Source organism: Tardiphaga sp. 20_F10_N6_6 (assembly GCF_052076045.1).
GTDB classification, from domain to species: domain Bacteria; phylum Pseudomonadota; class Alphaproteobacteria; order Rhizobiales; family Xanthobacteraceae; genus Tardiphaga; species Tardiphaga robiniae.
On record NZ_CP197239.1, the window covers coordinates 5,837,705 to 5,859,246 of the forward strand.

The following is a 21,542-nucleotide window of genomic DNA, read 5'->3' on the forward strand; positions in this document are numbered from 1 at the left end:
CATGTGGTCTCGTATCATTTCCAGATTGCTCACCAGCCTCGTGGTGGCCTGGGCGAGTGTGACGGCGGCATTCTTGGCGCTGCACGCCTTGCCGGGCCGCATCCAGGATATCCTGGCGGGCGATCTGGAATATCCAGGGCTGCGCGAGGCGATTGCGGCGGAGTGGGGGCTCGATCGCAGTCTGCCCGCGCAGTACCTGGATTTTCTTCTGCGCATCCTGCAGGGCGATTTCGGCACGTCCTATGTGCTGCGTCAGCCCGTCACCGAGGTGGTGGGATCACAACTGATGCCGACCGTGCAGCTTGCGTTGCTCGGCGGGCTTCTGGCCATCGTGATCGCAGTCGGGCTCGCGCTGCTGACAGCCGGGCGTGGTCGCATCTCGCGCCAGATCGCATCCTTTCTGGAACTGGTGTTCGCATCGACGCCGGTGTTCTGGCTCGGCATTCTGCTGCTGATGGCGTTCTCGTTCACGCTGCGCTGGTTTCCGGTGTCCGGGGCCAGTGGCTGGCAGTCGATTGTGCTGCCGTCACTGACACTGGCACTGCCGACGGCGGGCCTCCTCGCGCAGGTGCTGCGTGAGGCGATGGAGAAGACGCTCGATCAGCCCTTCGTCACCACGGTACGCTCGCGTGGTGTGGGCGAGCTCGTGATCCGCGCGCGCCATGTGCTGCGGCATGCCTTGCTGCCGGCGGTGACGCTGGGTGGCTGGCTGATCGGCGGACTGCTCGGCGGCGCCGTGATCACGGAGAAAGTCTTCGGGCGTCCGGGTCTCGGCACCGTGACGCTCGGCGCCGTGCTGACCCATGACGTGCCGGTGGTGCTGGCCGTGGTGCTGCTGGCCGCTTTTATCCATGTCGCAGCCTCGACCGTGCTCGACATCCTGTATCTGCTGATCGACCCGCGACTGAGGGCGCAATGAACATTCAAACGCGTCCGCTCGCGGACTTGTCCGTCGCGCTCGACCCGCAGGTTAACCCGCCCGGTGCGGTGGAACCGGTAACGACGGCGGCGGTGATCGCGCCGCGATTGCTGTCGCCGGGCCTTGCGATCTCGCTGCTGTTTCTGTTCGTGCTGCTTCTGGCCGCGGCATTCCCACGCGCCTTCACCCAGTTCGATCCGCTGATCGGCGATTATGCGCTGGGGCTGAAGTCGCCGAGCTGGGAGCATCTGTTCGGCACCGACCGGCTCGGCCGCGACGTGTTCGCGCGGACCATCCACGGCACGCGCTATTCGCTCCTGATCGGGCTCGGCGGCATGGCGATCAGCCTGGCCTTCGGCATCGTGCTTGGCATTCTCGCCGGACAGCGCAACCGTTTCCTCGATGAGGGGACGTCGCGCGTGTTCGACGTGCTGTCGTCGTTCCCCGGCGTGCTGCTGGCGATGTTGGTGGTCACGTTTCTGGGGCAGGGTATGCTCAACATCGCCATCGCGGTCGGCATTGCCGGCATTCCGAAATTCGGTCGCGTCATCCGTGCCCAAACGCAATTGGTGCGCGATGCCGATTTTGTGACGCATGCGGTCGTCTATGGCCTCGGCCGCTGGCAGATCTTCATCCGCCATGTGCTACCGAATGTCTTGGTCGCAGTGCCGGTGATCGCGACGGTCTATATCGGCAACACGATCCTCGCGGTGTCGGGCCTCAGCTTTCTCGGCCTCGGCCCGCAGCCGCCGACGCCGGAATGGGGCGTGATGCTGGCGGAGAGCCGCGACGTGCTGCGCGTGGCGTGGTGGCCCGGCGTGTTTCCCGGCCTCGCCATCACGCTGACGGTGATCGCCTTCACGCTGGTCGGCAATGCCATCCAGAAACGGTTCGAAGGACGGCTGGCATGACGGACAAACCATATCTGGTCATTCCACAACCCGATGATCTGCTGATCGACATCGAGGGACTCGCGATCGGCTTTGCCGGCGCCAATGGCGGCGCACCGATCGTCCGGAACTTCGACCTGACGATCCGCCGCGGCGAATGCGTGGCTTTGGTCGGCGAGTCCGGGTCGGGCAAGAGCATCACCGCGCGCAGTCTGCTGAATCTGTCTGGTGACGGGGCCGAGATCGACGCTGATCGCTTCCTGATCAAGGGCCGCAATGCGCTGCAATTTCGTGAAGCCGATTGGCGCAAGCTGCGCGGCACGGTCACGGGCCTGGTCATGCAGGACGCGCTGGTGTCGCTGGACCCGCTGCGCACCATCGGGCAGGAAGTCCGCGAGGTGCTCTCCGCGCATCGGACGTTACGTGGGCGACAAACAGTTGCCGCACGTGTCACCGATGTGCTGCGCAAGGTCGGCATTCCCGATCCCGAACATCGGGCTGCGCAATATGCGCATCAGCTCTCCGGCGGTTTGCGCCAGCGCGCGCTGATCGCCTCGGCCATTGCGGCCGACCCGGATCTCATCATCGCAGACGAACCGACCACATCGCTGGATGTCACCGTCCAGGCGCAGGTACTGGCCGTATTGGCCGAGCGCGTGCGGGAAGGCGCCGGACTGCTGCTGATCAGCCACGATCTCGCAGTTGTGGCTGGCATTGCCGATCGGGTGATCGTGATGCGCGACGGCCGCATCGTGGACAGCGGAGCTACGGCGGATGTCTTGCGCCGTCCGCGCCATCCCTATACGCGCCAGCTTCTTGCTGCGATCCCATCCGCTGATTCAAAAGGACATCTGCTCGCCTCCGCCCGGTTTGACGTCGCCGGCGCCGAAGGCGGCAGCACCAACGGGTCTATCATCGTCCGCGAGCCGCTTCCGGCCCGCAAGCCATCGGATGACGCCGTGGTGCTGCAGGTGGACGGCATATCGAAGCGATACGTATCGCGGCGGACGTCTGGCCGCGAGCCGCCGCTTCCGGCGCTGGATCGGGTCAGTTTTGCTATGAAGGCCGGCGAGGTTGTCGGCATCGTCGGCGAATCCGGATCTGGCAAATCGACCTGCGCCAAGATCGTGCTCGGATTGCTCGCGCCGGATGAGGGCGAGGTGCGCCTGCTCGGGCAGCGCTGGTCCGGGGTGGCGGAGGCCGAGCGGCGCGCGCTGCGCGCAAGGCTGCAATATATCCCGCAGGATGCCCTCAGCAGTTTCGATCCGCGCTACCGGGTCGCTGATGTGATTGCCGAAAACCTGACCGGCGATGCGCGCGCAAAGCGCGACCGCATCGTCGCGCTGCTCGAGCAGGTCGGGCTGAACGCCGGTCATCTCGGTCGCACTCCGCGGTCGCTGTCGGGCGGCCAGCGGCAGCGAGTCTCCATTGCACGTGCACTGGCAGCGGAGCCGGACATCATCGTGTGCGACGAGCCGGTGTCGGCGCTGGATGTTTCGATCCAGGCGCAGGTGCTGGATCTGCTGAGCGAGCTGCAGGCGCGCCTCGGCACCGCGCTGCTCTTCATCTCGCACGATCTGGGCGTCGTCCAGCATATCGCGGATCGCGTGCTGGTGTTTCACCGCGGGCAGATCGTCGAAGCCGGGCCGGTCGATCAGGTATTTTCCAACCCGGCCGATGATTACACCAGGGCCTTGTTGTCATCGATCCCCGCGATCGAGAGTGTCTTCGTGCGTTCGTCTGCCAATGCGGCGATAGCTGGCCCTTCGACGGCACGATCGGTTTGAACGGAACGACAAGACGGCTTGAAATACTCTACGGCGCCGGCACCCGTTTGCCGGTCGTGCGGTTTCGGAATGGCCGTGGCGGGTGCCGTGCCGTCTCGGCTTTCGCTGCCAGCGCATCGACCAGGTGATGCGCGGCCGGCCACGCGCCATAGCCCGACGCGATATTGATGTGGCCGGCATCGCCCATGTTGACGAAGTCCGAGCCCCAGCTCTCGGCCAGCATGCGCGCCCGTTGCAGCGACATGAAGGGATCGTTGCTGCTGGCGACGACGATGCTCGGAAACGGCAGGGATGTCGTCGGCATCGGTGCAAAGTTGCGCAATTGCGGGAATGCGTCGGTGTTCGTTTCCACATCGGCCGGTGCGACCAGAAGTGCGCCGCCGATTTTGATGTCCGGCACCCGCAGCGCTGTATGAGCAATGAGGATACAGCCGAGACTGTGGGCGACTGCGATCGCGCCGGGATTGGCATCCGCGCTCGACAGAAGTCGCTCCACCCAGCGATCGAGCACAGGTGCGTCCCAGTCGTCCTGCTCGACACGGCGCGCTAACGGCGTATGGCTCTGCAACAGGGTCTGCCAGTGGCCGGCCGGTGAGCCGTGAAGGCCCGGAATGATCAGAGCGCCTCGCATGCGTCGATCCCTCTGCTGCTTTGGTGCCAGCCCGGGCCGGAGGCCGGCGTCGAGTCGTCCCGGTCCGTTACTCCGCGGCGATAGCGGATGGCAGCGCGGGGCGGAACGAGGAGGCTGGATGCGGCGCCCGCAGTCGTGCGCGACCGGTACCGAATAGTTTTTCGCGAAGCGTGCCGGGCGCGTAGGCGCTCTTGTAGATGCCGCGTCGGGTCAGTTCCGGAACCAGCAGATCGACGATGTCCTCGAAGCTTCCGGGCGAGATCGCGAAGGCGAGGTTCAGGCCATCGACGTCGGTCTGCGCGACCCAGTCCTCGATAGCGTCAGCCACCTGTTCGGGCGTTCCGACCACGATTGGCCCGATGCCACCGATGCCGACATGCTCGGCGACTTCGCGTACCGTCCAGGTGCGATCGGGATCGGCGCGGGTGATGTTGTCCATCGCCGTGCGGCCGGCCTCGTTGTGGACGTGCTCCACCTTCTGGTCGAGGTCATAGGTCGAGAAATCGACGCCGGTCCAGCCGGACATCAGCGTCAGGGCGCCCTCATGGTTGATGTAGCGACGATACTCCGCATGCTTCGCGGCGGCTTCCTCATCGGTGCGGCCGAGGATCACCGTCATCATGCTGAACATCAGAATTTCCGACGGGTCGCGCCCGGTCTCTGCCGTAAGCGCGCGGATCGCAGCGACGCGCGGCGCGATCACCTTCGCGGACGGACCGGACATGAACACGCATTCGGCGTGTTGCGCGGCGAACAGTTTTCCGCGCAGCGACGTTCCGGCCTGATACAGCACCGGCGTTCGTTGCGGTGACGGTTCGGAGAGATGGATGGCGTCGAGCGTATAGTTCTCGCCATAATGCAGGACGCGGTGAACGCGCGACGGCTCGGTGAAAATGCCGCGCGCCTTGTCGCGCTGCACGGCGTCGTCTTCCCAGCTGCCTTCCCACAGCTTGTAGACGACCTCCATATATTCTTCGGCGACGTTGTAGCGGTCGTCATGGGCGTTCTGGCTGGCCTTGCCCATGCCCTTGGCGGCGCTGTCGAGATAGCCGGTGACGATGTTCCAGCCGATGCGGCCATCGGTGAGGTGATCGAGCGTCGACATCCGGCGCGCGAATGGATAGGGCGGCTCGTAAGACAGCGTACAGGTCACGCCGAAGCCGAGATTCTCGGTGACGGCGGCCATCGCCGACACCAGCAGTAGCGGGTCGTTGACCGGCACCTGTGCGGCATTGCGCAATGCCGCGTCCGGATTGCCGCCGAACACGTCGTAGACGCCGAGCACATCTGCAAGGAACAGTCCGTCGAACCGTCCGCGTTCCAGCGTTCGCGCGAGATCGAGCCAGTAGGGCAGGCGATTATAGTCGCCGGAGCGATCGTCGGGATGCGTCCACAGGCCGGGCGACTGGTGCGCCACGCAGTTCATGGCGAACGCGTTGAGGCGAATCTGCTTGGTCATGTGGTGTCCTCCAGATGCCGCGGCGTCATTGCACCGCTGGGATCAAGACCGGCGGCGCGTCAAACTTTTGCTGTCGTCCGGCGGTGATCGGCGAGCGGTTCTCCGAACGGTCCGGTATTGGCGCGGAACTGCCGGACATTGCTGGTTTGTTGCAGCGACAGCAGCGGAAACACCAGTTCGGCAAAGCGATAGGCCTCTTCGAGATGCGGATAGCCGGACAGGATGAACGTATCGATGCCGAGGTCCTGATATTCGCGGATGCGTGCGGCGACGGTGGCGGGATCGCCGACCAGCGCCGTGCCGGCGCCGCCGCGCACCAGGCCAACGCCGGCCCACAGATTCAGGCTGACCTCGAGCCGGTCGCGCCGGCCGCCGTGCAATTGCGACATGCGCTGCTGGCCGACGGAATCCATTCGCCCGAGAATTTGCTGCGCGGATGCGATCGTGTCGTCGGTAAGATGCTCGATCAGTTCGTCGGCGGCCTTCCATGCGGCCTCGTTGGTATGGCGGACGATGACATGCAGCCGAATGCCGAACGTGATCTTGCGGCCGCGCTGCTCGGCAATCCCGCGCACGCGTGCGATCTTCTCCGCGACCTGGGCCGGGGGCTCGCCCCAGGTCAGGTATTTGTCGACGGTATCGACGGCGACATCGATGCCGGCATCCGACGAACCGCCAAAATAGAACGGCGGATGAGGTGTCTGGATCGGTGGATAGAGGATACGACCGTCTTCGACCGTGATGTGCTTGCCCGCGACAGTGACGGCTTCGCCGGCGAGCTCCCGCGCGTAAACATTTAGAAACTCACGGGTGACCTCATAGCGTTCGTCGTGATCGAGGAAGACGCCATCGCCCTTGTTCTCGACGGCATCGCCGCCCGTCACGATGTTGATGAGCAATCGTCCGTTGGTCAGGCGATCCAGCGTGGCAGTCATGCGCGCCGCTACCGTGGGCGACTGCAGTCCGGGTCGCACGGCGACGAGATAGCGCAATCGCTCCGTCCACGGCGCGATGGCTGATGCGATGACCCAGGAGTCTTCGCAATTGCGCCCGGTCGGGAGCAGGGCCCCGTAATAGCCGAGCTTGTCCGCGGCACGCGCAATCTGCCGCAGATAGTCGAAATCGACCTCGCGCGCGCCGGCCGTGGTTCCGAGATAGTGGCCGTCGCCGCTGGTCGGCAGGAACCAGAGAATCTTGAGAGCGTCGTCGACTGCCGTCATGGCGCGGGCGTCCCGGCGGCGTCGGCTACGGCAATGGCTTTCGGGATCAGTCCGAGCGCCAGAAACGTATCGGCCAGTTGCTGCTGCTCGGTGATGACCTTGCGATCGATCGGTTTGATCCCGTAGGCCTGCCGCTTGAGCGCGACCTCCAGGACGGGAACCGGTAGGCCGACCGACGGGCTCAACTGCTCGGCCACAGCCTTGATGTCTGTCTTGGCCCAGTCGTCGACTTCCCGCAGGCCTTCGAGAATCGCATCGACCACCTTGGGATCGGATTCCAGGAATTTCTGCGATGACAGATAGAACTGGTAATTCGACACGGTATCGGTGCCGTCGGCGAGAACCGTCGCCTCGATCGCGGCTTCAGCGGCCGCCTGGAACGGATCCCAAATCACCCAGGCATCCACGGCTCCGCGCTCGAACGCAGCTCGCGCGTCAGCCGGCGCCAGGAACACCGGGGTGATGTCGGAATATTTGACATTGGCTTTCTCCAGCGCTTTGACGAGGAGATAGTGAACGTTGGAGCCCTTGTTGAGTGCGACCTTCTTGCCCTTCAGCTCGGCGACCGATTTGATCGGACTGCCTTTCGGCACCAGGATCGCTTCGCCCTTGGGCGCTGGCGGCTCGTAGGCGACATAGCGGATCGGTGCGCCGGCGGCCTGCGCGAAGATCGGCGGCGCCTCGCCGGTGTTGCCGAAATCGAGCGCGCCGACATTGATCGCTTCCAGCAGCGCGGGGCCTGCCGAAAACTCTGTCCACCTGATGTTCCAGCCAAGCGCCTTCAGGCGTGGCTCAAGGCTGCCTTTGCTCTTCAGCAGAACCAGCTTGCCGTATTTCTGGAAGCCAATCCGGACGGTCTTCTCCTGCGCGTGTGCTGATCCGGAACCGATCAGCGTGGGAGCGGAGACGACAGCCACGCCGAGACCCATGGCGATGGCGGCTTTCAAGATCATTCGTCTGGCATGCATTGTCGTTGTCCTGCATTGGGGCGTGAAGGGCACCATCACTGATGACGCATTAGAGTCCCAAGCAGGCGATCTGGGGAATTCCAAAAACCAGGACGATCATGGGTTGATCGCTCTGCACAATGCCGCCATCCGGAGAACGTTGTGCTTCCGGTATTGCCGCTGTGGATTGCTCGCTCAGGCCTGCTCCTGGCCCCAGCGCTGAACGGTAATCCGCGTCAGCGTCCGGAAGATCATGCCTTCGACGACGAGGCCGATCAGGATCACCGTCAGCAGTCCCGCGAATACGCTGGCGGTCTCCAACTGTGCGCGGCTGGTGTAGATGAACCAGCCGAGACCGCCGGAGCGTGCGCTGACGCCGAATACGAGTTCGGCAGCGATCAGCGTCCGCCATGCGAAGGCCCAGCCGATCCGCAGGCCCGACAGGATTTGCGGGAACGCCGCAGGCACCAGGATCTCCACCACGAAACGTCCGCCGGACAAGCCGAGATTGCGACCTGCCATCCGCAGCGTTGGCGGCACGGCGAGGAAGCCGCCATAGCAGGCCAGCGCCACCGGCCACAGTACCGAATGGACGATGACGAAGATCAGGCTCGGCGTGCCGATGCCGAACCACAGCAGCGCAACCGGCAGCAGCGCGATGGCGGGTAGCGGATTGAACATGGATGTCAGCAGCCCGAGCGCTTCGTTGCCCCAGCGCGACAGCGCGGCGAGGGTCGTGAGCGCCGCGGCGACGGCGACACCCAGCGCATAGCCGGTGATCAGGACGCGCAGCGACGTCAGGGTGCGGTCCGGCAGTTCACCGGAAACGATAGCCGCCCACAGCGCCGACAACGTCGCGCCCATGGTCGGCAGCAGCAGCGCGTTGTCGAGCCAGCGCGCATAAAGCTCCCAAATCAGCGCGAAGCCCGCGAGGATCACGGCGCGGCGCCACGGCGTACCATCGAACACGCGCCGCAAAGCGGGCGCGCGCACCAGTTTCGGCGCAGCGATATCAGACATGTTCGATTTCCGGATCTGCGAAAACGCTCTGCTGGATCTCTCGTTCGAGCTCAGCGAAACGCGCGGTGCCGCGGATGCGGGTGTCGGGCGGCACGTCGAATGTCGCGGCCAGCCGGCCGGGATGCGGCGTCAGTGCGAGGATGCGGGTGCCGACGCGGATCGCCTCGTCGATGCCGTGGGTGACGAACAGCGCCGTGCTCCCGGTCTCCTCGCACAGCTTGAGCAGTTCGTCCTGCATCTGCCGGCGCGTCAGCGCATCCAGTGCAGCGAACGGCTCGTCCATCAAGAGCAATGCAGGCTCGAGCGCGAAGGCACGAGCAATGGCGACGCGCTGCTTCATGCCGCCGGACAATGTATGCGGATAGGCATCGACGAAATTCTTCAGCCCGACGCGGCTGAGCCAGTGGCGCGCCACCTCTTCCGCCTGCGGGCGCGGCAGCGACTTGCCGCGCTCCAGCGCGTAGCGGATATTGCCAAGCACCGTGCGCCACGGCAGCAACTGGTCGAATTCCTGAAACACCGTCATGCGGTCGGGGCCGGGCGCATCGATGCGCCGGCCGTGTAGGCGGATCTCGCCGGTGCTTGGCTTCAGGAAACCGCCCACCGTACGCAGCAGCGTGGACTTGCCGCAGCCCGACGGGCCGAGCAGCACCAATCGCTCGCCGGCCGAGAGTGTGAAGCTGACATCCTCGACGGCCGTGAGGATGCCGTCGCGGGTGGGATAGCTGATGCTGACATGATCCAGCGTCAGCAGCGGCGACACGGCGTCGCCGACGAAGTCAGCCGATCGCGGTGCGACGTTCACGTCAGCTCCCCGGCTTCTCTCCGAGGCCGGACCAGAACAGATCCCGCCACGACGCCGGCGCCTGCTTGATCAGGCCGACCTTGGCTTCGAAGTCGGCGAATTTCTGCGCGCCCTCGGGAATTGTGGTGAAGTTGATGTTCTTGTCGCGAATGATGCTCTCGACGAAGTCCGGCGTGAGCTTCGAATTTTCGGCCTTGATGTAGAGCGCGGTGGCTTCTTTCGGATTGGCCTTGATCCAGTCATTGGCGCGGTCGAGCCCGCGCACGAAGGCCTGGATCGTCTTCGGATTGTCGTTGACGAATTTTGTGGTGGCATAGACCACGTTGAAAGTATGCGGGCCGCCGAGCACGTCGTAGCTGTTCAGCACTTGGTGCACCTTGCCGCTGGCGAGCTGCTGCTGCGAGAACGGCGGCGAGGTGAAGTGTGCCGTGATCTCGGAGCGACCCGACAGGATCTGCGCCGTTGCGTCCGGATGCGGCATGCTGACGGTGAGTTCGTCGAGCTTGTCGTATTTGCCGAACGCCTTGTCGGCGGCCATCTGCAGCACGATCGGCTGGAAGCCGACCTTGACTGACGGCAGCGCGATGCGGTCCTTCTCGGTGAAGTCGGCGAGTGTCTTGATGTTCGGGTTGTTGGTGGTCAGGATATTGGCCATCGATCCCAAGGCGGCGACGCCGATGATCTTGGCGGTGGTCCGCGTCTTGTCCCAGGTCAGGATCATCGGCGTGATGCCAGCGGTGGCGAAATCCAGCCCGCCGGAAATCAGAGCTTCATTCATCGATGCGGCGCCCGAGAGTCGCAGCCATTCGATCTTCGGCGGTGTGATGCCAAGCGCCTTGGCCTCGTCCTCGATCAAGCCTCGTTCGCTCGCGACGATGAGCGGGAGATAGGCGATCCCGAACTGCTGCGCGATGCGGAGTTGGGCCGTCTCGGCGCGAACGCCTTGCATAGTCGCCGCGACAAAGCCCAATGCGAGCGCGCCGACGTGCAGAAATCTTGCTGTCTTCATGATATGTCTCTTCGGTGCCTGCTGATGCGGCATAAGTGTGCGCTTTGGAGAAGTTGCAACTACACTTCAGGAAATCAAGCAAAGCGTCCAGCACGTAGACGCGATGGCGTCATGTTCGGAAGAAGCCTGCTGGTACCGCGGTGAATGCAGGAGAGTTTTTCTCGGAATGGCTTGTACGAGAGAACGTCATTGACCTGTCGGTCAGCAGTTTCAGGGCAGGGTTGCTGATGGGGGGCTGTCTCAAGCGAGGCGTCTGGCAATTTCGGCGCCCGCGCGCCGCCTCAGGATGGCCATCGACCTCCTGACGCCATCCCTGAATGGTCGCAGCGCTCGATCAAACAGCGACGGCTTTTGCCGTGCGCGTCATTGCTGTTCCGTCTTCCAGTCGCGCTTGATCTTCTTGGCGAGCGACCATTTGTGGACTTCGGTCGGGCCGTCATAGATGCGGAAGGCGCGGATCTCGCGGAAGGCCTGTTCGACGATGGTTTCGCCGGAAACGCCGGTGCCGCCCATCACCTGCACGCAACGGTCGGCGATCCGCATCAGCGCTTCCGATACGGCGACCTTGGCCATCGAGCTTTCGGCCGTGCCGAGCGAGCCGGTGTCGAGCACGTCGGCGCACCAGTCGATCATCAGTTCCGACTGTTTGATGTCGATCAGGTTTTCCGCCAGCATGAAGCCGACGCCTTCATGATCGATCAGGGCCTTTCCGAATGCATGGCGACGACAGGCATAGTCGGTCGCGATCTCGTTGGCGCGGATCGCAAGACCCAGCCAACGCATGCAATGCGACAGGCGCGCCGGGCTGAGGCGGATCTGTGCGTATTTGAAACCGTCGCCTGACGCGCCAAGCATCTGGTCTGCCGGGACACGCAGGTTTTCGATCTCGATCTCTGCATGGCCGCCGGGCATCGAATTGTCGATCGTATCCAGCACGCGCAGGGTGCGGATCGCAGGATCGGGCAGATCGACGAGGAACATGCAGGCGCCGTCATCGGACTTCGCCATGACGATACCGACCTTGGCGCCTTCCGCGCCGGTGATGAACTTCTTCCGCCCGTTGATGACCCAGTGATTGCCATCGAGCCTGCAGGTGGTCCGCATCATCGACGGATCGGAGCCGGCGCCGTCTTCGTCTGCCGGCTCGGTCATGAAGAATGCCGAACGTGCTTTGCCCGACACCAGCGGTTCCAGAAAACGCGTCTTCTGTTCGGCTGTGCCGACCTTGCCGAGCAGATACATATTGCCCTCATCGGGCGCCATCGTGTTGCAGGCAAGCGGACCCAGCGGCGAAAGACCGGATTTGATCAGGGCCTTTGCCGTTTCGCGCTGCGTCAGATGCGACCCATCCGCAAGAATGTGCGGGGTCAACACGCCGGACTTGCGGGCCTTGTCGCGCAGCTCTTGCACCAGTTCGTCGCTCGGGCCGTGAGCACCTGTCCGCGGATCTTTCTCATAGGGGATGACTTCGGCGCGAATGAAGGTCTCGATCCTGGCGGCAATGGCGTCGGCGCGATCAGTCATGGAAGCAGATACTCCGGTCGCCCCTTGGGCGAAGCCCTGGGGCGGGATTGAGGCAGGCGGGGCCGATCACGGTACGGGTGGCGGCCGGCGACGAGGTGAGGGATAACATTTATACGATCAGTATGCCTGATCGCATCGAACTCGGCTACGAGGCATCGATCATCCTGAAGGGTGTCGTGGCGTCACTGGCCCGCGCATGGCGTGCTGATTGGCCGAATCTTGATCGGCTGGTCTTGACCGGTGGAAAACCGCTATTTCGGCGCCGGCTCGGCGGCATCGAGATTGATGCCTGGGAAACGCCGTCTCAGGTCCCGTTTCAGCGATCTGAAATGCTCGATATTGTTTTCGAGCGTCCGCAGCCGTGCTTCACCGATGCGAATCTCATCGTCCGATTTCTGCAGGAGTTCCGCCCGTGGGTCCGACTGGCTGTTGACGTCCTCGATCTCGTTACCGCCGACAATTGCGGCGATGGAGATGACGTCTTCCAGCCGACGCTTCAGGCCGTCATGCTCGTATTCTGCGCTGCGCAGGCCGGAGTCGATGGTCGCCGCAATGGCAAGAACCAGCCGTTCATCGGTGATGCGATCGCGTTCCGGCGAGCGTGTCCGGAATGTCTCGGACGAGGAGCGAAAGATGCGCTTCAGCATGGCGGCATTTCCCTCTGGCTCAGGTGAGACCCTTGATCTTCTTACACGATGTTGCGGAGCCTGACGACATCTGCACAATGCCCGATGTCGATTTCGTTAGCACGAGCTCCTTGGCGGAGATGAAGCGTAGCGTGGCTCTGGGGTTGGCGTCGCAGAATCGCGACAGCGTCGCCGCGGTGGCGGCCACCGTGTCCTGTTTCGGAATCACCGCGATGGCCCCATCCTTCAGGATGTAGGCATCTTTGACGTTCGGCATCGTCGCCGTCGCGGTGCAAACCTTGAACAGGCCTTCATAGGCCTGTGGCGGCATGGTGAGATCGCCTGCAAGGCCGCCGAGCAAATACTCCCGGCTCTTGTTGCAGTTGTCGGCCTGCGCGGCGCCTGCGGTGAGCACGAGCAATGTGACGATGGCAGCGAGCTGTTTCATGCCGATGCCCTCAGCTCCGATCCGGTCTGCAAGGCATCCTCCGACGGTGATGGCCGTTTCAAACCATAGGTTTCTGCGGCGCAGCGTTCCCACGACAGATCACGCGCATGTGCGGCGGCGCCAGCGCCGAGGCGCGCCCGCAGCTCATCGTCCTCGGCCAATTGCCGGATCACATGGGCGATCATGTCGACGCGGGGGGCGACCAAAAGGCCAGACTGGCCGGCGAGCACCGCATCGGGCACACCTCCGATATTGCTTGCGACGCTCGGCAGACCCGTGGCACCGGCCTCGAGATAGACGAGACCGAAGCCTTCGACGCGGCCGGACGAATCCGGCACACCGGTCAGACAAAAGAAGTCCGCCGCACCGTAGATATCGCGAATTTCTTCATTCGATAGCGCGCCGAGTAGCCTGATGTCGCAGTCCGACGCAGCGATCATGCCGCGAAGCTCATCGACATAGTCAGCTTCTCCTTGCGGACCGATGACCAGCCATGTGATGCGCTGACGTAATTCGTCAGGAAGCTGCGCGAGTGCGGCGAGCGTGAGATGATGTCCCTTGCGCCGCGTGAGCCGTGCCACGGTGACCATGATGATCCGGTCGGGCGCAATGTCATAGATCGCGCGCGTGGCAGCGCGGTCGCTACGCCGGCCGGACCAGAAATCGGAGACGCCAAGGCGAATGGCATGGATGCGGCGTTCGTCGATCGTGAATCTTTTGCGGAACAGCTCGCGTGTGAAGTTGCTATTGGCAGCGACCTCGGTGCGCGGCCCGAACACGCCACTGAAGCGGATCGCCAGCCGCTTCAGTGGCGTCTGCGTCTCATTGATCTCTGTACCGTGCACCGTCATCAGCATCCGCGCCGGCGTGCGGCCGCGCGCGAGTGCGACCGGAATGAAGAACGGCCAGTCGGCGGCATGCACCACGTCGAACGGGGCCGTACCGATCCGGCTGCGCGCCAGCATGATCTTGGCGGGCAGATCGCGCGCCGAATGCAATCCGCCGCTGAAGCGGTGGATTGCGAAGGGCATGGCGCGATCGTCGGCTGACATATCCTGTGCGTAATCGGGAGCGACCAGCGTCACCCGTGCGCCGAGCTGCGTTGCGGCCAATGCGATCTCGTGGGCGTAGGTGCCGATCCCGCCGCGTGCGGGAGCATATTCGCTCGATAGCAACAGGATATTCACAAATAACCTCAGTGTGCCGCGGAGGGCGTCATCGTCATGTTGCGCGCATTCTGGATGTCCTGGTGATAGGTAAAGACGCGCGCCAGCTGTGTTGCTGGTGTGAAATTATCGATCGCGCTGGCAACCTGCGCCGGGTTGATTTCGCCTGTGCCGATCGCATCGCGGGTATCGAGGAAACGTTGGGCCAGGTTCTCGATCATCTCGTCGCGGGATGAGCTGCGGGAAATGAGATAGCCGCTCTCGCCATCATGAATTACTGACTCCAGTTGCGGCAGGTGCACGGCGACGACCGGGCGGCCGACCGCAAGCGTCTCGAGCACGCAGCGCGGCATGCCCTCGAACTCGGACGTCAGGATGCCTGCATGGGCATCGGCCAATGTTGCGGCCATGCCGACAGCGTCCTTGAAGCCGTGCCGGATCGTGATGTCTTCGATCGCGGCGAATTCGGCAAAGCGATGCGGATCGCTGGTCCCGATATAATGGAATTCGAGATGGCCATGCAGCCGCTCGCGCAGGCGGGCGATGGTGCTGAACATCAACGGCGGATCCTTGAACTCGTCAAGGCGTCCCGCGAAGATGATTCGGAACGGCTCGGTCATCGCCGGAAATGGTTGTGGCTTGAAGATGTCGGTGTTGACCCAGGTCCACAGCGTATCGATCTTGCCGCTCTGGCCGGGATAGGTCTTTTGCAGCCGTTCGGTGATGAACGGATTCACGCACAGAAATTTTGCGCTGGTCGTGACCGCGAAACGCTCGCCGATATTGTGCACGAACGAATACTTCTTGAGGAGCGAATCCATCTGCAGCTTCGGCGCGCCCTCGCCATGCAGCATCTGGATGAAGGGGCGGCGCAGCAGCGTCGGCAGCCAGGAAAATTCGACGCGGCGCAGATCAACCGTGCAGCCGCGCTCGCGGATCAAGCGCGACACCGGTCCGAAATAGCGCAGTAACGCCATGAAGAACTGGCCGGTGAGTGATGAGCGGATGGTGCGCGCGGCCTCTCGGGCCTGCTGGTCGGAATAGTGCAGGATCGGGAGAAAGTCGAAGTCGCGCCCGCGGAAAGTCAGCCGTCGCACTTCGCCGAGCTTGAGGTCGCCGATCGAATCCACGCCAACGAACAGGATGTCCGTGTCCGTGGGATGGAAGGTGATGAAGTCGCGGATATAGGTCTCTAGCCCACCCACCTTTTGGCCGCGCGGATCGAAGGGGTGGATGAGGCAGATCTGGTAGCGTTGCTTGGCCGGCGCGGCGTTCCGGGCACGAAGACCCAGAGTGAGTGTCGAGGTCATGCGGCTTTCCTCATGCGAGCGTTCAGGATTTGTGGAAGCGTACTGGCGATCAAACGTGGCACGGCGGCAGCGCAGCGTGCGTAACGGGGCCCAAGGCGGCGCGGATCCCGCAACATGCGCCAGGCCCATTCGAGACCGGCACGTTGGGTGAACATCGGTGCGCGAACCTGTGTACCTGCGATGAAGTCCAGCGCCGCGCCGAAACACAGGCAGCCCGTCCCGTCCAACTCATCGATACAGCGCGACGCAAACACTTCCTGTCGTGGCGCGCCCAGCGCGAGGAAGCAGAGCTTTGCACCGGATGCGCGGATCTGTGCAATCGCTGTATCGGCTTCCGATGAATAGGCCTCGAAGTTGCGACCAGGCGCGAAGGTGCCGACGATCTGCAAGCCCTGATATCGTTTGCGCAATTCTGCTGCAGTCTTGTCCAGCGTTGGCCTGTCGGAACCGAACAGAAAGATGGGAAGCCCCTTCTTGCCTGCAGCTTCGCACAAGGGAGCGGCAAGATCAGCACCGGTTGTTCGTGAAATAGGTTTGCCGAGCAGATGACTGAGAACGACGATCGGAAAGCCATCCGCAGTCACGAAGCGTGCGCGCCGGTAGGCCGCGCGAAAGTCGGGCTTTTGTTGCAGATGTACGACATGATCGAGATTGAGCGTGCATACACTGAAGTTATCGCCGCGTTCGGCCGCTTCTACGATCGATAAAACGGCTTCATCGAGCGATGACACGTTCACGGTGACTCCGTCAACGGTGAGATTTTTGGCGTGTGGCGCCTGCGTCTTCGACATGTCGGTCCCCTGATGACGATGTAGCCGAGGTACGCTTGAACGAAGTGCACACCTGCTTGCTGCCGATGCAGCAAAGAAAAGTGAGTCGAAAATCATCTCCCCGACGTCATGGACATCAAAACGAACTATTGCGACGCAACGATGGCGATGCTGTCGCGCAATATGGAAAAGATAGCAGTCACGATTTTGAATCGATGGAGAGTGGATATGTTCGAATGTTCAAGGAGAAAGTCGCTCGCAGTCATCGCCGGCGCGACAGTCGCTATGCAACAACATGCACTCGGCGCGACTCAAATGCAGAGCCTTGGTACAATTGCGGCAAAAAATGGTTTGATGTTTGGCGCGGCTGCGGGGCCGGTGATCGACAAGGATGTCGGATATCGTGAGCTTTACACAACACAGACGAAAATTATAACGACGGACATCGCTCTGAAAATGGGCACGCTTGCGCCGATGGCGGGTCCGAAGCGATTCGAGAGCGCCGATCGATTGCTACAATTTTGTGCGAGCAATCGCATTCCCATGCGCGGTCATTGTCTGATCTGGAACGAATGGGTTCCGCAGTGGATCAAGTCCATGAGCAATACCGAGCGGCAGGCCTTCTTTGATAGTTATATCGATGAAGTCGCAGGACGTTATGCCGGCCAATTGCAGTCATGGGACGTCGTGAATGAGCCGTTCTGGCCCGGTCACAAGGCACCCGGCGGCTATCGCCTTGGCCCGTGGTACGATGCCTTTGGCACTGATTATATCAGGCGCGCCTTCGCGCGGGCCGGTGCTGTGGATAAGAAGACTAAACTTGTGCTCAATGAGGCACAGGCGGAACGCGATGACGATGTCGGTCTCGCGGTACGCGCGGGACTGTTGCGTCTGGTCGATGAATTGCAGCATGCTGGCGTTCGGCTTGATGTCGTCGGCCTGCAGGGCCACTTGCAGCCGCGCTATCCGCATGATCCCCAGCGGTTTCTGGAATTCGTCCACGCGCTCGCCGAACGCAAGGTCGACATCTACATCACCGAATTCGATGTCCGCGACGACACGTTCCCGGATGATGTGGCCACGCGCGACAAGATGATCGCGGAGACCGGCGGGAAATTCCTCGAAACGGTGCTACAGGTCCCGGCGGTCAAGGCCGTGATCGCGTGGCAGCTGTCCGATCACTATTCATTCTATACGGACGCTGCGAGAAAGAAGAATCCTCTCGCAGAACGACTGCCACGGCCGCTGCCGTTCGATGAGAACATGCAGAAAAAGCCGCTGTGGTACGCAATGGCCCATGCGCTGGAGACCGCCAAACGGTCGTGACGATTTCACGACATTAGAGCTCCGAGAGTTGCGGCTGCCGGCGCAGCATCCGAAGCAACGTCGGCCCGTAAAGGATGGCAAGGACCAACACGTAGATCGCCGCGCCTGCGGCGACATGTGCTGCCAGCAGGACATGGTTGGGCGCCTCGGGCAGTTGCGTCAGCAGTGCCGCCATGGCCCCGGTTGCGAGGACGATGCGGGTGAGATGCGCCCAGGGCAGGGTCAGGCCGAATTTCGAAAAACCGATGATGAAACTGACCAGCGCTGCGGCAATGGCGGACAGCACTGTCGCGCCGGCCGCACCGACGAGTCCCCAATAGTGGATACAGATGAAGCTCGCCACGATCGTCACCAGCGCGTCGATGCTGGAGACCACGATCATCAGCTGTGTCTTGCTGTGCAGGAGAAACACCTGATCGCCGAAATGGGCACGGATGTTGCGGATCGAACCGGCCAGGGCCGAGAGAGGCAGAATTGCCAGCGTCACCTGTTGAAACGGCGTGGCGATCAGCAGGTGCACGATCTCGGCCCGTAGCAGGAAGATGCCCGCAATGCTCGGCGCCAGAATGCCGATGAGCAGTGCACTGTTGTCGGCAAGCTGGCGCATTGCGGCCTTGCTGCCGCCTTGCTCCATGCTCTTGACCGCCAGCGGGAAAGCCGCTGCCGTCACCAGCATCGCAGCCACTGCCGCGGCGCGCTGGCCCAGACCATAACCAACGGCAAAAAGACCAGCGGCGGCGACGCCGAGCATGTCGTTGACGATAAAGCGCGACGCATTGAGGCCGACCCAGCCCAGCGCACCGCCGATGATCAGCGGAATCCCGTAGCTCACCGCATGGCGAATGATCTCGCGATCGATCGGCCACAGGCGGCGGCTGTAGCCGATATGGGGCAGGACGACCAAAGCGGCAAAGAGCTGCGCGGCGGCATAGCCCAGCAGCGGCCATTCCGGCGATGGGCCGATCAGCTTGATGAGTACCAGGCCGAGAATGAAGCCGATCGACGGTCCGACGATCTGCTGGATCGAGTAGACGCCGATCTGGTGCCGGACCCGGGCGCGTTCGGCGATATAGAGATTGAGAGAGCGGCTGATGACATAAGCGATTGTGGCGCCGAGCAGCGCCGGGTTGGTGTCAGTCGCGATGACCGTATAGAGCACGCCGATGACGGCGGCGCTCTGCAGCACCAGCGAAACAAGAATGACGACATTCTCGGTGCGATAGAAGCGTTCGGCCTGTTCGCCGTCCTGATAGCGGCCGAAGAAGCGCAGCGCATATTGCGACCACCAGGCGAGGAACGCGATCTGCAGCAGCTCATGCGTTGCCGTGATCAGCGTGATCACACCCAGCGTATGCTCGTTGACCACATGGGTCCACACGATCATCGCGATCAGCTGGAACATCGGCCCGACGATTTGGGCCGGAAGATAAAGGATGGTGCGCTTCAGTAGCATGGTCAGGCTCCGAGCCAGCGGGCCGCGCGCGGCGGCGCCCATCGTTGCACGGCGAGCAACGCGACAAGGCTCAGGGCGACGGTGATGGCATACATCAGAAATGTCCCCGCAACCGGGCCGAACTGGCGCAGTCCGCCATGATCGCGCAAGGCCATGACAATGAAAATATGCCAGAGATAGATGAAGTAGCTGCCGGACCCGAGCATGGCCAGGACCGGCGCGCGGATGCCGAGTGCGAGCAACAGGACGCAGAGCGCAGCGGCATAGCCGAAGAACGCCATCGAATCATAATCGGCGGCGTCGCCGATCTTGAGCAGTCTCGCTGTCGCATAGATCACATAGGCCAGCAGTGCCGCGGCAGTGAGTGTCAGGCGCATCCGCGGAAGGGCCAGCCGCGCCGTCGATCCGGCGACCAGCATTCCCAGGGCCACGAAGCTGAACCAGAATGGGATATCGCGCATGCGCACTTCCTCGATCAGCCCATCGGACAGTCCGCGCTGGATCAGCAGGGGATCGACGTAGCTGCCGATGATCAGGCCGAAGGCGAGGGCGAGCATCAGGACGAGGCGCAGTCGCTCATTGGCTTGGGTCGGCTCACGATGGGCAAACCACAGGGTCAGCCAGAGCATGAGCGTACAGCCGAGATAGACGAAGACATAATAATACACGAACACGTAAGCGAGCACGAAACGGGCAGCCGTTGTCGTTGGGCGGTGATCCATCGCCGGGTTCTGCAGCGCCATGTAGAGATAGGCCGCAGCGAAAGCGATGGCGTAGGGGATCAATGCGGCCATGACGCGCTTGCCGAGTGGAACGCGGCCCGACAGCGCGGTCAGATAGCCGGACGCGAACAGGAAGATCGGCACACAGGGACGCAGCGCTGCATCGAGCATGGTCTTCCACGATGCATCGAGCGGTTGCTGCAGCGAATGGATGCCGATCACCATCAGAATGGCGAGGCCGCGCATGCTGTCGATGGCCACATCCCGGCTGGCCGTCCTCGTTTGAGCCAGCGGCCGCGCCGTCCCGGACATTGTCTGTGTTGCATCCACCATCAGGTCACGTCTGCCTTGGCACCGTCGCCGCGGCAATTCGTGTGCTGAAATGGCGATCATAAGCGTCATTGAGAGCGCGCCGCATGGGCGTCTCGAAATAGCGCAGGGACAGAATGCTGGCAGCGGCAAGAACGGCGATGGCCAGCGGCACCAGGGTCAGCTTGCCACCGGGAATGACGGGAGCAAGAAAGCGTGCCGCCAGCGTGAGGACGACGGTCGCGACCGGAATATGCAGCATGTAGGAGGAATAGGTCAGCGACGACCAGCGCTCGAAGCCAAGGCGCGAGAACAGGGTGGTCTGGCCCGAGAGGTCGTGATGGATGGCGAGCACCGCGATGAGATAGATGACTGCCAGTGCTGCCATGATCGGAAGCTGCGCGCCGAAGATCAGGAACAGGACGAGGGCCGTGGTCAGCAGGCCCGGTATCGCTGGAAGCCGGGCAATCCGGTCGCGAAACAGCCAGCAGGCGATGCCGAGATTGAAGGCAGGCAAAGCGCGGAAGGCGCCGCCCTTGTTGATCCAGTCCGGCCAGGGCTCGGTGCCCATGGCAACGGCATAGATGCTGTTGGCCAGTAGCGGCAGCACGACGAGGGCCACAATCACCCTCCTGCTCCGCGCGATCGTCAGCACCATCAGCGGAAACAGCACATAGCAAAAGAACTCTGCCGACAGCGACCAGCTCGGAAAATTGAAGGTCAGCCGGTCGCCATCGATGGCGTGCAGCAGCAGGAACTGCGCCGGCAGGTCCGAGAACGGATAACGTGCCGGGTTGTCGGTCTTGGCGATGCCCGCATGAAGCGCCAGTGCGATCAGGATATAGAAAGCCAGCGTCGCCAGATGTAGGGGATAGATCCGCGCTAGGCGCCGCCACAGGAAGCGGCCGACCGCCGCGGGCGAGCCCACCTTCGCAAGATACTGGCTCGCAATGACGAAGCCGGAGATGACGAAGAACAGGTCGACGAACAGATTGAAGTGCCAAGTGTGGTCCACCATGAAGCGGCCAATTGGCAGTTCCTTGATGTAATCCGAATAGTGCAGGATCACGACGGCGCTGGCCGCAACGATGCGCAGCCCGTCCAGATGTCGTGTGCTGGTGTCGATATCCTGCAAGAAGCAATATCCCCTGTTGAACGGACCAGGCGTGGCCCCGATCCGGCGTGGACGCCGGCGTCGCGG

Annotated in this window: 20 protein-coding genes; 4 read left to right on the forward strand and 16 right to left on the reverse strand. The window is 62.8% G+C overall.

The annotated features are described in order from the left end of the window. Window position 1 precedes the first annotated feature (1 nt). Genes AB7813_RS27910 through AB7813_RS27920 form a run of 3 tightly spaced genes read left to right on the forward strand, consistent with a single transcriptional unit; the run spans window position 2 to window position 3,596 of the window. Entirely contained in the window at window positions 2-919 is a 918-nt protein-coding gene (locus AB7813_RS27910) for an ABC transporter permease (protein ID WP_439082895.1), read from the forward strand. Beyond that, window positions 916-1,830, forward strand: coding sequence for an ABC transporter permease (locus AB7813_RS27915; protein WP_439082894.1), 915 nt, complete (start codon window positions 916-918; stop codon window positions 1,828-1,830). The genes AB7813_RS27910 and AB7813_RS27915 overlap by 4 nt, the downstream gene beginning before the upstream one ends. Further along, complete coding sequence (locus AB7813_RS27920) at window positions 1,827-3,596, forward strand: dipeptide ABC transporter ATP-binding protein (RefSeq protein ID WP_439082893.1); 1,770 nt, start codon at window positions 1,827-1,829, stop codon at window positions 3,594-3,596. The genes AB7813_RS27915 and AB7813_RS27920 overlap by 4 nt, the downstream gene beginning before the upstream one ends. Before the next feature lie 28 nt (window positions 3,597-3,624). On the opposite strand, the gene AB7813_RS27925 is transcribed toward AB7813_RS27920, so the two are convergent. The 13 genes from AB7813_RS27925 to AB7813_RS27985 all read right to left on the reverse strand — a co-directional run bounded on the left by AB7813_RS27925 (window position 3,625) and on the right by AB7813_RS27985 (window position 16,648). After that, a complete protein-coding gene (locus AB7813_RS27925) occupies window positions 3,625-4,227 on the reverse strand; it encodes an RBBP9/YdeN family alpha/beta hydrolase (protein WP_439082892.1) in 603 nt (200 codons plus the stop codon). A 67-nt stretch (window positions 4,228-4,294) separates the two neighbouring features. Further along, window positions 4,295-5,686, reverse strand: coding sequence for an LLM class flavin-dependent oxidoreductase (locus tag AB7813_RS27930; protein WP_439082891.1), 1,392 nt, complete (start codon window positions 5,684-5,686; stop codon window positions 4,295-4,297). Window positions 5,687-5,745: 59 nt separating this feature from the next. Next, on the reverse strand, window positions 5,746-6,906 hold the full coding sequence (gene ssuD / locus AB7813_RS27935; RefSeq protein WP_439082890.1) for an FMNH2-dependent alkanesulfonate monooxygenase: 1,161 nt from the start codon (window positions 6,904-6,906) through the stop codon (window positions 5,746-5,748). Beyond that, entirely contained in the window at window positions 6,903-7,835 is a 933-nt protein-coding gene (locus tag AB7813_RS27940) for a sulfonate ABC transporter substrate-binding protein (RefSeq protein ID WP_439084200.1), read from the reverse strand. Before AB7813_RS27940 ends, ssuD begins: the two co-directional genes overlap by 4 nt. Before the next feature lie 213 nt (window positions 7,836-8,048). Beyond that, window positions 8,049-8,873 (reverse strand): ABC transporter permease, encoded by an 825-nt coding sequence (locus tag AB7813_RS27945; protein ID WP_439082889.1) that lies wholly within the window; start codon window positions 8,871-8,873, stop codon window positions 8,049-8,051. Then, the gene (locus AB7813_RS27950) at window positions 8,866-9,678 is read right to left on the reverse strand and encodes an ABC transporter ATP-binding protein (RefSeq protein ID WP_439082888.1); all 813 of its coding nucleotides are present in this window, start codon (window positions 9,676-9,678) and stop codon (window positions 8,866-8,868) included. The genes AB7813_RS27945 and AB7813_RS27950 overlap by 8 nt, the downstream gene beginning before the upstream one ends. 1 nt (window position 9,679) lies before the next feature. Further along, window positions 9,680-10,687: an ABC transporter substrate-binding protein gene (locus AB7813_RS27955; protein WP_439082887.1), complete on the reverse strand. Its 1,008-nt coding sequence runs from the start codon at window positions 10,685-10,687 to the stop codon at window positions 9,680-9,682. Between the two features lie 363 nt (window positions 10,688-11,050). Next, window positions 11,051-12,211: an acyl-CoA dehydrogenase family protein gene (locus AB7813_RS27960; RefSeq protein WP_439082886.1), complete on the reverse strand. Its 1,161-nt coding sequence runs from the start codon at window positions 12,209-12,211 to the stop codon at window positions 11,051-11,053. 251 nt (window positions 12,212-12,462) lie between these two features. Further along, window positions 12,463-12,858, reverse strand: coding sequence for a hypothetical protein (locus AB7813_RS27965; RefSeq protein ID WP_116664041.1), 396 nt, complete (start codon window positions 12,856-12,858; stop codon window positions 12,463-12,465). A 19-nt stretch (window positions 12,859-12,877) separates the two neighbouring features. Further along, window positions 12,878-13,285, reverse strand: coding sequence for a hypothetical protein (locus tag AB7813_RS27970; RefSeq protein WP_176454758.1), 408 nt, complete (start codon window positions 13,283-13,285; stop codon window positions 12,878-12,880). Further along, window positions 13,282-14,472, reverse strand: coding sequence for a glycosyltransferase family 4 protein (locus AB7813_RS27975; protein WP_439082884.1), 1,191 nt, complete (start codon window positions 14,470-14,472; stop codon window positions 13,282-13,284). Before AB7813_RS27975 ends, AB7813_RS27970 begins: the two co-directional genes overlap by 4 nt. Before the next feature lie 8 nt (window positions 14,473-14,480). After that, on the reverse strand, window positions 14,481-15,761 hold the full coding sequence (locus AB7813_RS27980) for a glycosyltransferase (protein WP_439082883.1): 1,281 nt from the start codon (window positions 15,759-15,761) through the stop codon (window positions 14,481-14,483). After that, window positions 15,758-16,648 (reverse strand): WecB/TagA/CpsF family glycosyltransferase, encoded by an 891-nt coding sequence (locus AB7813_RS27985; protein WP_439067376.1) that lies wholly within the window; start codon window positions 16,646-16,648, stop codon window positions 15,758-15,760. Before AB7813_RS27985 ends, AB7813_RS27980 begins: the two co-directional genes overlap by 4 nt. 45 nt (window positions 16,649-16,693) lie before the next feature. Here AB7813_RS27985 and AB7813_RS27990 point away from each other — a divergent pair, with 45 nt between their 5' ends. After that, window positions 16,694-17,857: an endo-1,4-beta-xylanase gene (locus AB7813_RS27990; protein WP_439082882.1), complete on the forward strand. Its 1,164-nt coding sequence runs from the start codon at window positions 16,694-16,696 to the stop codon at window positions 17,855-17,857. Window positions 17,858-17,870: 13 nt separating this feature from the next. On the opposite strand, the gene AB7813_RS27995 is transcribed toward AB7813_RS27990, so the two are convergent. The 3 genes from AB7813_RS27995 to AB7813_RS28005 form a co-directional block, all read right to left on the reverse strand. Then, a complete protein-coding gene (locus AB7813_RS27995; RefSeq protein ID WP_439082881.1) occupies window positions 17,871-19,310 on the reverse strand; it encodes an oligosaccharide flippase family protein in 1,440 nt (479 codons plus the stop codon). 2 nt (window positions 19,311-19,312) lie between these two features. Continuing rightward, window positions 19,313-20,293, reverse strand: a complete 981-nt coding sequence (locus AB7813_RS28000) for an acyltransferase family protein (RefSeq protein ID WP_441228898.1) — start codon at window positions 20,291-20,293, stop codon at window positions 19,313-19,315. Between the two features lie 76 nt (window positions 20,294-20,369). Beyond that, window positions 20,370-21,476: an acyltransferase family protein gene (locus tag AB7813_RS28005; protein ID WP_439082879.1), complete on the reverse strand. Its 1,107-nt coding sequence runs from the start codon at window positions 21,474-21,476 to the stop codon at window positions 20,370-20,372. Window positions 21,477-21,542: the final 66 nt, after the last annotated feature.

Bases quoted from the DNA above. Each gene is read 5' to 3' on its own strand.
- AB7813_RS27955 (WP_439082887.1), bottom strand. From the start codon at position 10,687: ATGAAGACAGCAAGATTTCTGCACGTCGGCGCGCTCGCATTGGGCTTT.
- AB7813_RS27945 (WP_439082889.1), bottom strand. From the start codon at position 8,873: ATGTCTGATATCGCTGCGCCGAAACTGGTGCGCGCGCCCGCTTTGCGG.
- AB7813_RS27995 (WP_439082881.1), bottom strand. From the start codon at position 19,310: ATGCTACTGAAGCGCACCATCCTTTATCTTCCGGCCCAAATCGTCGGG.
- AB7813_RS27910 (WP_439082895.1), top strand. From the start codon at position 2: ATGTGGTCTCGTATCATTTCCAGATTGCTCACCAGCCTCGTGGTGGCC.
- AB7813_RS27965 (WP_116664041.1), bottom strand. From the start codon at position 12,858: ATGCTGAAGCGCATCTTTCGCTCCTCGTCCGAGACATTCCGGACACGC.
- AB7813_RS27915 (WP_439082894.1), top strand. From the start codon at position 916: ATGAACATTCAAACGCGTCCGCTCGCGGACTTGTCCGTCGCGCTCGAC.
- AB7813_RS27920 (WP_439082893.1), top strand. From the start codon at position 1,827: ATGACGGACAAACCATATCTGGTCATTCCACAACCCGATGATCTGCTG.
- AB7813_RS27970 (WP_176454758.1), bottom strand. From the start codon at position 13,285: ATGAAACAGCTCGCTGCCATCGTCACATTGCTCGTGCTCACCGCAGGC.
- AB7813_RS27925 (WP_439082892.1), bottom strand. From the start codon at position 4,227: ATGCGAGGCGCTCTGATCATTCCGGGCCTTCACGGCTCACCGGCCGGC.
- AB7813_RS27980 (WP_439082883.1), bottom strand. From the start codon at position 15,761: ATGACCTCGACACTCACTCTGGGTCTTCGTGCCCGGAACGCCGCGCCG.
- AB7813_RS27990 (WP_439082882.1), top strand. From the start codon at position 16,694: ATGGCGATGCTGTCGCGCAATATGGAAAAGATAGCAGTCACGATTTTG.
- ssuD (WP_439082890.1), bottom strand. From the start codon at position 6,906: ATGACGGCAGTCGACGACGCTCTCAAGATTCTCTGGTTCCTGCCGACC.
- AB7813_RS27940 (WP_439084200.1), bottom strand. From the start codon at position 7,835: ATGGGTCTCGGCGTGGCTGTCGTCTCCGCTCCCACGCTGATCGGTTCC.
- AB7813_RS27930 (WP_439082891.1), bottom strand. From the start codon at position 5,686: ATGACCAAGCAGATTCGCCTCAACGCGTTCGCCATGAACTGCGTGGCG.
- AB7813_RS27985 (WP_439067376.1), bottom strand. From the start codon at position 16,648: ATGATTTTCGACTCACTTTTCTTTGCTGCATCGGCAGCAAGCAGGTGT.
- AB7813_RS27960 (WP_439082886.1), bottom strand. From the start codon at position 12,211: ATGACTGATCGCGCCGACGCCATTGCCGCCAGGATCGAGACCTTCATT.